Below are 13,433 nucleotides of genomic sequence, written 5' to 3'. Positions count from 1 at the left end.
TGTACAGGGCCGTTCCCGCCTTTTTGCTTTCTCATGCACATCATTCGTTTCATTACCCTGGGAGTGCTGGTGGGGCTGCCGGGGTTGGCCTGGGGACAGATCCGTGATACGCTCCAGAACCTGCGGCCGGGAGGGCCTTTGCCCCCGTATGCCACCGAGTACCAGGGAACCGATCAGTGGGGCTACTGGACCGGACAGAATCACCTCTACCGGGAAGAGTTCGCCGAAAAATACGACCTGCCCGGCGGGGGACAGGTCGTCGGGGTCATCAGCTACCACACCGGCGTCTGGGCATCGCCCGATACCCTCTGTGATTTCCGGGTGTACGACGTCGTCACCGAAGCGCAACCTCCCTACCGCAAGCCCCGGCTGCCGGGCACATTGCTGGGAGAAGCCTCACGCTACCACAGCGAACTGGACCTGACGGGCGGTTCGACCGTCACCTGGTTTGACGAGCCGGTAACGGTTCCAGATTCCTTTTTTGTATCGTTCAACCTGCGCGACTACGCCCACGGGGGCTTTGAAGGGGACACGCTCGCGCTGCTGCACGGTCCTCCGGGAAGCCGAGCCCCTGCCGACGCCCCCCGCTTCGGTCGCAACGCGGTGCGCCGCCACAACCACGGCGGGGCCGACTGGGTAGATTTCTACAGCCAGAACTTTACCAACCTCCTGACCCACTTTACGCTCTATCCCATCGTGGAATACACGACGACCGACCTCGCAGACGACAGGGAAATGTCCGCTCCCCTGCAACTGTTGCCGGTCAGTCCCCAGCCCGCCCGCCAGGAAGCCCGGATTCGGTTTCGACTCGCCCGGCCGGGGTGGGTTGCCGTGCGCGTGTTGGATGTGCACGGACGTCCGGTCAAGTCGCTTCCGTCCCAATGGCATGGGGCCGGCGAAGGGGAGATGCGGGTTTCCGTACGGGATCTTTCGACGGGCACCTACCTCTGCGTGCTGGAAACACCGGAGCTCAGCATCGCCCAGCGCCTGATGGTACACTGATTACATGAATAATACGCCGATGATGATGGTACGCTATTTTGCTTGTTTGCTCCTGCTGGTGTTGTTGGGAAGTTGTGGCGGTGACCCCCTTCCCTCCGGTCCTGATGTGACCGCCCCGACAATCACACTGCAATCATCCACACCTGCCCTCACGGAAGACTCAGTGTGCGGCAACTGGTCAGACCATGTGCTGCGCACCTATACGGGCCAGGAGTTGATCCTGGAGTTGGCGTTTACCGACGATCGGGATCTGTCCCAGTGTAAAATCGACATTCACCATAATTTCGATTGTCATACCCACGGGGGCAGGGTAATCGCTCCCCCGGCTGTGGCGCCTCCTCAGAAACAGGGAACGGAGCTACTCTCCCCCCTGAGCCTTCTGGCGGAAACCTGGTCCGAGTTTCGGATCAAGGAAGTGAGCGGCATGCAGCAGACGTGGGAGGAAGTCTTCGCCGTTCCCCAGAACGCCGCCGTCGGCAATTACCACCTGATGGTACAAGGCCTGGATGCCGCCGGCAACGAAGCCGAATTCCTGGAATTCGATCTCCAGGTCCGCAATGCCCAGGATTCGCTGCCTCCCTCCCTCACACTTACCCAACCCGCCAGCGACACCACGCAGGCCAAACGCGGCGAAGTGCTGCCGCTGGTCGGTCTGATTCAGGACGATGCCCCGCTGGGCGGGGGTCATTACGAGCTCTATTACTACGATCCGGCAGGAACGGAATTTACCGCGCTCCAGCACTTTTTTCCGGAAGATCAGGGGACGGAGTTTACCCTGGAAACTGAATTTACGCTGCCGACCTTCGGGTCCACCGGCCTCTATCGGTTTGTAATGAAACTGTTCGACCGCGCCAACAACGAATCGCAGGTGATTTTCTGGGTGGATGTGCAGGGGTAGAAGACTTATGTGGGGGTGGGCGCTCGTTTTCATACTAGTGTCGGGGAGCGCATGGGCGCAGGGCACGCGTTGCACCCTATCGGGTCAGGTGGTGGACCGGACGCAGGCGGGGTTGCCGGGAGCAACGGTCGTGGTCGTCGCCCTGGAGGGAGCTACTTCCTCCCGGGGAACCGCTACGGATGCGCAGGGGCAGTTTGTGCTGGCACGCCTGCGACCGGGTGCCTACGAGGTTACCGTCCGCCATATCGGCTATCAGACCCGAACGGACACGGTACAGCTACGGCAACCTTATCAGAAATGGGAGGTCCGGCTCGATCCCGTCACGCAGGAGCTAGCGGGTGTCACCATTACGCAGACTGACCAGACGCCTGATCCCATTCCTTCGTTACCGACGCTCGTCATCGATCAGGCGTTTCTGCGGCGTTACCAGGCGGCGGGCAACTTTGCCGAAGCGCTGGAAAAATTACCGGGGTTGAGCGCCATCACCACCGGCACGGGCATTGGCAAACCGGTGATCCGGGGCATGAGTTTCAACCGCATTCAGGTCAACGACAAAGGAATTGCCCAGCAGGGACAGCAATGGGGCGCAGACCATGGTCTGGAAATCGATCCCTACGACCTGGAACGGGTGGCCATTGTGAAGGGCCCTGGTGCTCTTCGCTACGGATCGGACGCCATGGGCGGCGTGATCGCCCTGCAACCGCCCGAGTTTCCACCCGTGGGGGAGGGGCAGGCAGAACTCTATCAGGTCTACAAAGGCAACAACAGCCTATGGGGAACGTCCGGGGTGGTGCGGGGGCAGACGTCACGGCACACCTACCGGCTACGCCTCTCCACACAGGATTACGCCGACTACCGGGTGCCGGCCTCGACCTTTACTTATAACCGCTACGTGCTGCCCATCGAAGGGGAACGGCTGAAAAACTCGGCCGGCCAGGAACGGAACGTCGCCGGATCGTGGGGGTGGCGCAACGACCACTGGCAGCTGCAGGTCCACGGCAGTCACTTCGCCCAGCGGGTCGGCCTGTTTACCGGCTCGCACGGCATTCCCCGCGCCTACCAATTGGCCCACGATGGCAACTACCGCAACCAGGATCTGCCCCGCCAGGTGAATCATCACGACAAACTGCTGGTTAACGCCACCTGGTTACGTCCCGGAGGCTGGTGGGAACTGGACTTGGGCTACCAGCGCAACGACCGTCGGGAAGAGTCCCTGCCCCATGCGCATGGGTACTACGGTCCGCTGCCGGAAGACAACCTGGGCCTGGGGCTGGTGCTGCAAACCGGCACGGCCCACCTGCGCTGGCACCATTCGCTCGGCGCTCAACACCAGCAAGTGTGGGGCCTCTCGTTCCAGCAGCAACGCAACCGCCGGAGCGGGTTCGAATTTCTGTTACCCGACTACACCTCGGGCAGTACCGGGCTTTTCGGCATTCATACCTGGCAACCGCATCCGGCCTGGACATGGGAGGGCGGCGTGCGCGTCGACGGAGCCCGGCACCAGATTGCCGCCTACCGGGAGCCGGTGTACGATACCACCGGAACCTGGCAGTTTGATCGGCAGCGCAATCCGTCGATCGACCGTTCGTTCGGCAATCTGTCGGGCGCGCTGGGAGTCCGATGGGAGCCGCGGGAGTCGCTGCGGGTCAAGGTCCATGCCGGAACCAGCTTTCGGATGCCGACACCGGTGGAACTGTCGGCGAACGGGATGCACCACGGCACGATGCGCCACGAAGTAGGCGACGCCGACCTGCGTTCGGAGCGGGGCTGGCAGGGGGACCTTGCCGTAGAATGGACGCCCCGGCCTTCGTTTTTCCTTTCGCTCTCGCCCTTTTTCAGTTATTACGACAACTACCTCTACCTGCGTCCCTCGGTGCAGTATGCGCTCCGGCTGCCGCCCAGCGAGTTCTTTCCGGAAGGAGAGTGGTTTTCCCTGGCCGAAGCCGGTCAGATTTACCGCTACGTGCAGGCCCGGGCGGTCTATACCGGCGGCGAGTGGCAGGTCCGCTACCAACCCCTGCGCGGCGTCACGCTCCTCACCGCCGTAGAGTATGTCTGGAACCAGAACCTGAACGAGGCCACCCCGCTTCCGTTTACACCCCCGTTTTCGTGTTTGCAGGAGGCGGAATGGAGCCTGCTCCAGGACCGGAAACGTGTGCAGAACCTTTTCGTGCGCGTCAGCTACCATCAGTTCGCCGCCCAGCGCCGGGTCGACCGGAACGAACCGGCCACGCCCGGTTACGCACTGGTGGAAACGGCCGCAGGAATCACCCTGGCGTTCGACGCCTGGTCGTGTACGCTGGAATGGCAGGTGCGGAATCTGCTGGACGAACGCTACATGAACCACCTGAGCCGCTACCGGCTGTTGAATCTGCCGGAGCCCGGACGGAACCACGTCGTGTCCCTGCGTGTGCCCCTCCGGTGGAAAACTTCTGTACGGGATCAGCCGAACTAGCCTTCTTCGGCGAGATGAGCTGTTCGTTTCTGAAGGAAGAGAGCTATGTCGCCGCGTGCGACAGACACTTTCGTCAGTCAGTTAGATAGAGGTGCGCAATGCATTTATTCTGACTACTGGGTGAAATATTAGATTTTGTTTGGTAATGAAGGCTATTTTTAATCGATTCAATAAGAGAATAGGTTGATTTGCACGACAAGCATATGAAGAACCGTAGTAGAAGAAATTTTATGAAAAAGGCAGGGGGGCTCTCGGCCGGGTTGATGGTCGGCTCCCTGCTGCCTACTTCGGTGCTGCCACGACTCCGGGAAGCGCGTCGCCAACGGGCGCATCTGTCGGCGACAGCGCTGGCTCGCGACGAAACCTACTGGAACGAGATCCGGCAGGCGTATCGGGTCGCTCCCGACTTTATCAACCTGGAAAACGGCTACTACAGCCTGGTGGCCGAGCCGGTCCTGCGGGCACAGGAAGAAGACCTGCGGCGGATCAACGCCCACCATTCTTTTTACATGCGCCGCGACTTCAAAGAAGACCGGGCCCGGCTGGTGGAGCAGGTGGCTACGCTGGCGGGCTGTGCGCCGGAGGAACTAAGTCTGTGCCGCAACACCACCGAAGCGCTGGATACCGTCATCATGGGTCTGCAACTGGCACCGGGCGACGAAGCCCTCCTGACTTCGCAGGATTACTACAGCATGTTGCAGTGCTTTGCCATGCGTACCCGCCGCTTCGGCACGGTCAACACCCTCATCGACCTGCCGTTTCATCCCCGGTCAGACAAGGAAATTGTGGCTGCCTACGAGAAGGCGATCACCCCCCGCACCAAGGTGCTTTTGGTCACCCACCTGATCAACACAACCGGACAGATCCTGCCCGTCCGCAAGATCGCCGACATGGCCCACCGGCATGGCGTCGAGGTCATCTCCGATTCGGCACATGCGTTTGCACACACCGATTTCAAGATCCCGGATTTGGGCTGCGACTACCTGGGTGCGAGCCTACACAAGTGGTTGGGCGCTCCGCTGGGAACGGGCATTCTCTACATCAAAAAGGAAAAAATTCCGAACGTCTGGCCTCTGTTCGGCGACGATACCTACCCGGCCGACGACATCCGCAAGTTTGACCACATCGGGACGCTGCCGTGCCACAACGACCTCGCCATTGCGGAGGCCATCGCGTTTCACGCGCAGATCGGGGCGCAGGCGAAGGAAGAGCGGTTGCGCTACCTGACGACGTACTGGCGCGATCAGGTGAAAGACCTGCCAGGCGTGGTGATCAACACGCCACAGGAAGCGCATCGCTACTGTGCCATTGCCAACGTGGGTATTCAAGGGATGGACTCGAAGGAGCTGGCGGCCATGCTGTTCGACAAGTACCGGATTTTCACCGTCGCCAAGGACATCCTGGAGGTGAAAGGCGTGCGAGTAACGCCCCATCTTTACACTTCCCTGGCCGACCTAGATCATTTGGTGAGTGCCCTCCGGGAGATGACCGCTTAACGATCCGGCGTCCGGGTGTCGGGCACGCCGATCCGGACGATCGTTTCACCCTGGCGAACTGGGGGCGTGCCCAAGATGTAAAGGATCACTCCGGTGGCGTTGGCATGCACCTCCGTGAGGCGTTGGCCGAAAAAGTCCGTGATGTAGCCTACCCGCATGCCTTCCTGCACGTACTCGCCGCTTTGTTTCAGGGGGTAGAAAATGCCGTCGTGTACACTGTCGACACTGTATCGCTCCCGAATCATCAATTGTCCGGGCGTTTGCTGGGGCGTGCCCGGCCACATTTCCAGCGCACGCAGCAGTCCCATGACGCCCTCTACAATGCGTTTCAGTTCCGTCGAGGAAGTCGTGCCCAGTTTTCCGCATTCGATGTCGATGGCCGGAATCTTTCGGTGAAAGGCCTCCTGCGAGCAGTACTGGCTGGGTTCGTCCAGGCGTTCGGGAGCGACCCGAAATTGTACCAGATGGTCGAAGCCCATGGCCTGGGCCATACGCTCTCCCTGAGCCGACGCGTCGGGCAGCCGTGGGGAGGTGTAGTAACCGACGTAGGGTCGTAGATCTTCGGGCGCGTCGCCCGCGTGCATGTCGAGGAAGAAATCGGCTCGGGCGATCACGAGGCGGGTGATCAGGTCAGCCATTCGTTCGGTAATGCTGCCGTCAGGATTTCCTGGGAAGACCCGGTTCAGGTTCTTACGATCCAGCGGATTGAGGTAAGGACTGCGTCCTAGAAAAGCGGGTACATTCGCCAGGGGGACCAGGAGCACGGTGCCGGTGAGCGAGTCCGGATCGAGGCGCGGCAGTAGCAGCTGACCCGCCAGAATGGGTGCGTATTCGTAGCCGTGCACCCCCGCAGTGATGCCCAGCACCGGACCGGGACGTCGGCCGTGGACCACCACCACGGGTAAAAAGGTAGTATCCTGATCGCTCATAACCGGAATTTGAAACGTCTGACGCGTGCCCGGTTCGACGGAAACCTGCTGAAATACAAACGGGGCTTGTGCCCGCAAGAGCATGGGGCTACTGACGAATACACCGGCCAGCAGTACCCAGGGGAATACGCTAAATGATGTCATAACTCTTTGAAAAAACCCTCGGTGCGAAACTAAGGGGTCGGCTCATCAGGACAGAGCACTTTTCTGCCAGTAGGAAACAGGTCCGCTGTAGCTAGGCCCTCTTTTGATAAAAAGAGCGGCAATTAACTGCTTACGGTCTGCAAGTAGAGGGATTCCAGTTCCTGCGCCGTTACCTGCGGGGTCGCCAGAGTCTGCATGAGTTGCCCCTGCCACATGATGCCGATGTGGGTGCCCACTTCTCGGGCCCGGAAAATGTCGTGCGTCGCCATCAGAATCGCCGTTCCGTCCTGTGACAGGGTGGTCAGCAGAGCAGAAAACTCGTTGCTGGCCTTGGGGTCCAGCCCGGAGGTCGGTTCGTCCAATAACAGCGCCTTGGCTTGCTTGGCCAGTGCAATGGCGATGCCCACCTTCTGCCGCATGCCTTTCGAGTAGGTACCGACCCGCCGTCCGTGCGCCTCGGCCGGCAGTCCCGCCCGGGTCAGCAGCTCGTGCAGGGTGGAAGAGGCGTGGCGAAATCCGGCCAGGCGGGAGAAGAACGCCAGGTTTTCCAGTCCCGTCAAGTTCGGATATAACATGACGGTTTCGGGCAGGTACGCCACGTGCTGCCGGGTTTCCTGCGGACTTTCCGCTACCGAAATGCCGTTGATGAGGGCTCGTCCCGAGGTCGGGGGGAGGAAGCCCAGGAGCAGGTTGATGGTGGTGGTTTTCCCGGCGCCGTTCTGTCCCAGCAGGCAGAAGATTTCCCCCGGCTGCACCCGCAGGTTCAGTTGGTCGAGGGCGGGCGGACGGGCGGGGTCGTATTGTTTGGTCAGGGCAAACGTTTCAATCATGGTTCGTGGACGTTAAAATCAAAGGGAGTAGCGATGGCGTTGGAAATTCAGGACGCCCAGGCCGATTCCCGCCAGGAGAAAAAGGAGGGGCGGGAGAAACATCGCGCCGTACGCCAGGGGGGCACGGTCGACAAACGTTTCTACCGGCAGCTCTTCCCAGCGGACACTATTTGTGGATTGGTTGGTAAAGAGTTGGGGATAGAAAAAGAGGCGCAGCCGCTCGTGAAACTGCGTGGTGTTCTCCAGAAAACGGAGTTGATTGTCCAGGCCGGTTCGGGCTAGGGCTGTCAGGTAAAATTGCGTGTGCAGGGGTGGAATCCACCAGCTGAGCTGTTGGCTGTCCTTCAGGCGCTGGGTGACCTTTTGTTGAAACGCATCCGACGTGGTGGCGGCGGCTTCGTCGCCCATGTGCTGCATGGCGTAGTACCAGGGCCAGTTGAACGCTGTCGTATCGGCCAGCGGGTATTTTTTGAACTGCGGGTAACGCGCGTAAAACTTGGTCATCGTCACGCCCTGGGGAAAGTCCCACTTTTCATGATACCCCTTGCGTTGCTCCAGGGTGGTCTCCAGTGCGTCTGGCAGCGGAGAGCGCATCAGAATCCACTGGTTGGCGGCGGCGGGCAGCAGGATCAGCAGCAGCACCCAGAGGGATACCAGCCAGGCGGCATTGGTACGGGAATCGCGGTACAGCGAAGCCACCCAGAAGCTGAGCCCGAACCACCCGAGGACGTAGAGCACCGCCAGCGCGGTAAACGCGAGGAAGAGTAGGTCGAGGGGAATGTCCAGCCAGGGGAGCGCCAGCAGCAGTAGCACCAGCAGCAGGCCGATCACGACCGCCGCCCGCACCAGAAACAGTTGCGCCACGAACCCCAGCAGGCGACGGCTCTGCACCGCTACCAGCCGCCAGGTACCGTTCTCCCGCTCTTCTGAGATCAGGTGGTAGGTAAAGGCGATGATCAGAAGCGGAAACAGGTAAATCACCACAAAACTGAAGTCGAGCGAACCCAACAGCAGATGCATCGGATTCTGCAGGTCGGCGTCGTACTTCTGGGCTTCCAGCGTACGAATGGTTACCCGCTGAATCGAGGGGTGCAGGTCGCGTTGACCGAGGCTGAGTCCGGCCAGGGGCGGGGTGTCGTTGACGAAGGCAAAGCGCACGTAGTACAACACATCACCCAGATCATCGGGATGAAACTGAAGCTGGCGCTGCAGGTCTTCCTGCTGGGAAGCCACCACCTCCCGTCGCTGGTACGCCTGCCGGTCCAGAAACTGCCGCCCGTTGTACAAACTGAGCAGCCCCAGCAGAAAAAGGAGGACTAGTCCGATTTGCACGCCGGTGGCACGAAGGAAATTGCGGAAAAGAAGAGGGAACATATCAGACAGGGGAAAAACGGTGAGCGATCCAAAACAGCCCTCCCGCCAGCGCCAAGCCCCAGCCGACCAGCGCACCCAGCGAGAACCAGGCCGACGGGAACAGCGCGGCGAGGGGGCGGAGCTGCGGCTCAAAATCGGGTAACTCCTGCCAGTGTTCGTGATTGAGGATGGGGTTTTCTCCGGCGTGGGGTCGGTTGCTGATGAGGCGGATCTGGAGTTCGTTCATGCGCTGGGCCAGGGCGTAGCGATACGCTTCGGCTTGTTGCTGGAAGGCCACGTAGCTGGTAAAATCGGTGCCGGTCAGGGCCATGGACAGCGGCTTGAGGGCCACGTACGGGCTGAACAGTACGAACGCCTGGGCCACCCGGTTCTGTCGCCGGATCTGCGCCAGCAACCGCGCGTAGTGGCGCTGGTAGAGCGCAGCGCTGATTTTCTCTCCTTCCGCCATCACGTACCCGCTGTAGTTGAACGGCAGTTGCACGACGGAATCGACGTTGTAAGCCGTCAGCAGCGAATCGCGGAGCGCCTGGTAGTGCGGGTCGTCGGGGTTATGACTGTCCCCGGCCTGCACCAGATCGGCCTGAATGGCCGCCTGAAACTCGGTCCGCGAGGGAAGCGGATACAACGCCGCCCCGATGGCCTGCCCGACGCGGGGCACGATCATCAGACTCACCAGCCAGAAGCCGATCAGCATCACCCAAGCCGTTTTCACCGTACGGCTCACGGCCGATACCCCGACCGCCAGGACGCAGTAGAGCAGCAGCGCCCATCCGTAGGTGCCCGCCAGCACCAGCAGGCGAAAGACTTCGTCGGCCGGGGGCGGTCCCGGCCGGGCCAGCAGCCATCCGACCGCAGCCAGCCCCATCAGGGGAATAAAGAGAACCATAATCACGGCCCAGAGGCCGAGGCTTTTGCCGACGAGCAGCGACAAGGGACTGGCCCCCTGGCTCATCAGCAGCCGGAGCGTCCCGTTTTCACGGTCGGCCGCTACGCTACCGGCACCCAGAAAAAAGATCAGCAGGGGTAACAGGAGTTGCAGCAGCAGCGCCAGACTGAACTCCCCGAACCGCACGAGCCCCGTCGAAAACTCGGCTTCCGAGAAGTTGACCGTGTTTTGCTGGTGCGCTTCCAGGTAAATGGCGTTGCCCAGAAACGGGTCCATGCCCCGGTCCAGCATGCTGAGGGGGGAGCGGGCTCGGAAGGCAAAATGGCCGTAGTGCGCCATCCGGTGCGGGTGTTTGTCGGGGTTGCCGAGCCAGTCTTCACGGGCCGCCTGCTGGTAGTGCGCGCGGGTAGCTTCCTGTTGTCGGTAGGTGGTCCAGCCCAGCCACGTGGCGGCCACCCCGGCCAGCCCCACCAGCACAAACAGGGCCACGACCGCCCGGGTCCGGAACGCGGTGTCCCATACCTGGCGGGCGAGTAAAAGTTCGGTCGAAAAACGCATGATCGGGTTAAAATTGATACTGGAGTGAAAGCAGCAGGCTCCGGGGCGCGCCGGGAAAGAGCCGCAGGTAATTTTGTGCACCGATCCAGTAGGTCTGGTTGGTCAGGTTATTGGCCAGCAGGGCGAGTTGCACCTGACTGCGAACCGGACGGTAGTAGAGGGCGGCATCCAGCAGGGTATAGGCCGGCACCACAAAGTCCCGCGTAAACCAAGGAACCTTACTGCCGCTGTACTGCACCCCCAGGCCGAACCCCAGCTCGCCCAGCTCCGCCATAGCTGGCAGGTCGTAGCGGGTCCAGAGATTCCCACTGTGCACGGGCGTGTTCTGTTTCCGGGCACCGATCAGGGCGGGGTCGCTGTCTTGCCGGATGCGGGCATCGATGTAGCTGTAGGAAGACATCAGCTGCCAGCGCGGACGCAGGTACCCGGTCGCGTCCACCTCGAATCCCCGGCTGCGTTCGGCCCCCCGTGTCACGAGCAGGTCCGGTTGGTCCGGATCGTTAGCGTTCATGAGCAGGTTCCGCTGGTTGATTTCGTACAGCGCAGACGTGAGCCGAATCCGCCCGATATCGACCTTTACTCCTACTTCTTTCAGGTCACTTTCCAGGGGCGCAAACGCACTGCCCGCCGGGGCGGCTACCGGCAGCAGTGTCACCGTGTTGGCCTGCGGCTGATACCCTTGCAGGTAGGTGGCATACGCGTGCAGGTGGGAAGAGACCTCGTAGGTGAGTCCCACCCGGGGCAGCCAGGCCCTCTGACGCACAACGAGGGGTTGGGCCGTCTGGTAATTCGTGATGTCTTCGAACCACTCGTGGCGCAGGCTTAGCAGCAGCGTGAAATGTTGCCAGTCGAGTTGCTCCTGCACGTACACCGCCTGTGTGGTCGTGAGGGCCGGAGGGAGGGCCGTCACCACATTGAACGTATACTCTTCCGGTCGGCGGAGGGGGTAGCTGGGCTGCGTCAGGTTGAAGTACTCCACATTGGGACGAGGCGTGGTCACGCCGTTGCGGGTCACCAGTTGGTAGGCATCCACCCGGGTCGGGTCGAAGGTAGCTGCCACGGTGCCGTCCGTCAGCAGGTAGCCGCGCGCCGCGTTTTGGCCGCCCCCCTTCAGCTTCTGCCAGCGGTGCAGGTCGTAGCCCACCAGCAGGTGATGCGTGGCCGCGCCCGTTACCGCTGTCGCTGTGACGTAGCCGTTGAGGTTGTCGATGTTCCAGAATTGCCGGCGTTGCACAAACTGCATAGCGGCCAGCGATCGCACCGGCTGGTTGGCCGTGTCGACGGCAAAAGCGTTGGTCGTCCGGTGTTCTTCCAAGTCTTCCGTCCAGGTCTGCTTCATGTAGGTGGCGTTGACCCGGATGTGCTCGGAAAACTGGTGGGTGAAGCTGCCGGTCAGCAGCAGTTGTTTGGAGCGGAAATAGTCGCTGGGCGAGCCCAGGTTCAGGCGAATGGGCGTGCTGTTCAGGTCGGTGCGTCCCGCCTCGGCGCCAAAGATGGGTTGCCCCCGGTCGAGGTTGCCCCGCTGGTCGCTCAGGATCAGTTCGGCGTGGAGCGCGGTGCGGTCGTTGGGCACGTACGAAAACGAGGGTGACAGCAGCAGCGCGTCGTTCTGCACCAGGTCACGATAGCTGCGCGCCTCCTGGTACGCACCGATCAGCCGGTAGAGCAAGGTCTTCTGTTCATTGAGCGGGCCGGTAAAGTCCAGCGTGCCGCGGAGGGTGCTGAAGCTACCCACGCTCACGTTCACCTCCCGGCGCTGGACCGCCAGGGGCTTTTTGGTCACCAGGTTGATGCTGCCTCCCGGATCCACCGACGAGAAGGTGGCGCTGGCGGGCCCTTTGATCACCTCCACCCGTTCGATGTTGGCCGTCAGGGGTTGCAGAAAGTAGTACTGCCGGGTGCGCATCCCGTTGATGAGCTGCCCTTCTTCGTTCTGGCTGATGCCCCGGATGGCGTACTGGTTGTAAAAGCTGGACGGCGTCACCCCGCTGACCAGCTTCACCGCGTCGGCCAGTTGAAAGGTCTGCCGGTCCGCCATCAACTCTTTGGTCACCGTGCCGACCGATTGGGGAAGCTTCTGGGTAAGCGTCGCGGTCTTGGTCGCCGAAAAGGTATACTCGCTGGTATAATCCCGGTCGAGTCGCCCCAGGACCTCCACGGCTTGGAGCTGGGTTTTGTCCGGTACCAGGGCGATCGTCATGGCGGTGGACTGCGTGGGGAGCGTCTTGGGCTGGTAGCCGACGAACGAAACCCGCAGCGTGCCCTCGCCTTCGAGGGAAAAATTTCCTTCCGTATCCGTAACGGTTCCCGTTTCCGTGTTGAGCAGTTGCACCGTCGCGCCTACCAGAGGTTCATGCGTGGACGCATCCCGGACCGTCCCTTTAATGGGTTGGGCGTGGAGGCGACCTACGCTAAGCAGCAGGCAGAGAAGGAAGAGTGATTTCATCGCGAAGTAAGGAGATCGGCACTTGGTTGGATTCCTTACCCAATAGGCAAGGAGAGAGGCAAGCGCAGATTTGGTTTCTCAAGACGCGAAACTAAACGAGGGAAATTCTTTTTGCAACACCGTTGCGTTTGTTTTTGCAATCATGTTGCAAAAATCAGAGTTTTATGGAGCATTATAGGGAGGGGTGGGCAGGGCCCCCTTGAACTTCGGCCAACTATCCGGCTTCGTAGCACAGCGCCGACGTATGCGTATTGTGACGACATGAAATGCAATCATCACGCTACTTATCTAAAGCTTTTATTTCTATTCATCATGGAATTGCCCGGGGCTGCTCTATATTTGCGGCTCCGGGAAGTCTCTTCCGATGAAGCAACTCTTCACCATATCCCTGCTCTTTTTCTACATCGTGGCGATG

Annotated in this window: 9 protein-coding genes; 4 read left to right on the top strand and 5 right to left on the bottom strand. The window is 60.9% G+C overall.

Annotation, left to right across the window (positions count from 1 at the left end):
* Positions 1-33: 33 nt before the first annotated feature.
* The 4 genes from BLR44_RS27835 to BLR44_RS27820 all read left to right on the top strand — a co-directional run bounded on the left by BLR44_RS27835 (position 34) and on the right by BLR44_RS27820 (position 5,851).
* A complete protein-coding gene (locus BLR44_RS27835; protein WP_089688680.1) occupies positions 34-1,002 on the top strand; it encodes a T9SS type A sorting domain-containing protein in 969 nt (322 codons plus the stop codon).
* A 4-nt stretch (positions 1,003-1,006) separates the two neighbouring features.
* Positions 1,007-1,900, top strand: coding sequence for a DUF4625 domain-containing protein (locus BLR44_RS27830; protein WP_089688678.1), 894 nt, complete (start codon positions 1,007-1,009; stop codon positions 1,898-1,900).
* A gap of 7 nt (positions 1,901-1,907) precedes the next feature.
* On the top strand, positions 1,908-4,355 hold the full coding sequence (locus BLR44_RS27825) for a TonB-dependent receptor (protein WP_218127213.1): 2,448 nt from the start codon (positions 1,908-1,910) through the stop codon (positions 4,353-4,355).
* 230 nt (positions 4,356-4,585) lie between these two features.
* Entirely contained in the window at positions 4,586-5,851 is a 1,266-nt protein-coding gene (locus BLR44_RS27820; protein WP_245706190.1) for an aminotransferase class V-fold PLP-dependent enzyme, read from the top strand.
* On the opposite strand, the gene BLR44_RS27815 is transcribed toward BLR44_RS27820, so the two are convergent.
* The 5 genes from BLR44_RS27815 to BLR44_RS27795 form a co-directional block, all read right to left on the bottom strand.
* A complete protein-coding gene (locus BLR44_RS27815) occupies positions 5,848-6,924 on the bottom strand; it encodes a succinylglutamate desuccinylase/aspartoacylase family protein (RefSeq protein ID WP_089688672.1) in 1,077 nt (358 codons plus the stop codon). The two genes, BLR44_RS27820 and BLR44_RS27815, sit on opposite strands and share 4 nt — an antisense overlap.
* A 122-nt stretch (positions 6,925-7,046) precedes the next feature.
* A complete protein-coding gene (locus tag BLR44_RS27810) occupies positions 7,047-7,754 on the bottom strand; it encodes an ABC transporter ATP-binding protein (RefSeq protein ID WP_089688670.1) in 708 nt (235 codons plus the stop codon).
* A gap of 18 nt (positions 7,755-7,772) precedes the next feature.
* Complete coding sequence (locus BLR44_RS27805; protein ID WP_089688668.1) at positions 7,773-9,128, bottom strand: DUF3526 domain-containing protein; 1,356 nt, start codon at positions 9,126-9,128, stop codon at positions 7,773-7,775.
* A gap of 1 nt (position 9,129) precedes the next feature.
* Positions 9,130-10,572, bottom strand: a complete 1,443-nt coding sequence (locus BLR44_RS27800; RefSeq protein WP_089688666.1) for an ABC transporter permease — start codon at positions 10,570-10,572, stop codon at positions 9,130-9,132.
* A 7-nt stretch (positions 10,573-10,579) separates the two neighbouring features.
* Entirely contained in the window at positions 10,580-13,018 is a 2,439-nt protein-coding gene (locus tag BLR44_RS27795; RefSeq protein ID WP_089688664.1) for a TonB-dependent receptor, read from the bottom strand.
* Between the last annotated feature and the right edge of the window lie 415 nt (positions 13,019-13,433).

Source organism: Catalinimonas alkaloidigena (assembly GCF_900100765.1).
GTDB lineage: Bacteria > Bacteroidota > Bacteroidia > Cytophagales > Flexibacteraceae > Mooreia > Mooreia alkaloidigena.
This window is presented reverse-complemented; position numbering and strand designations above follow the sequence as displayed.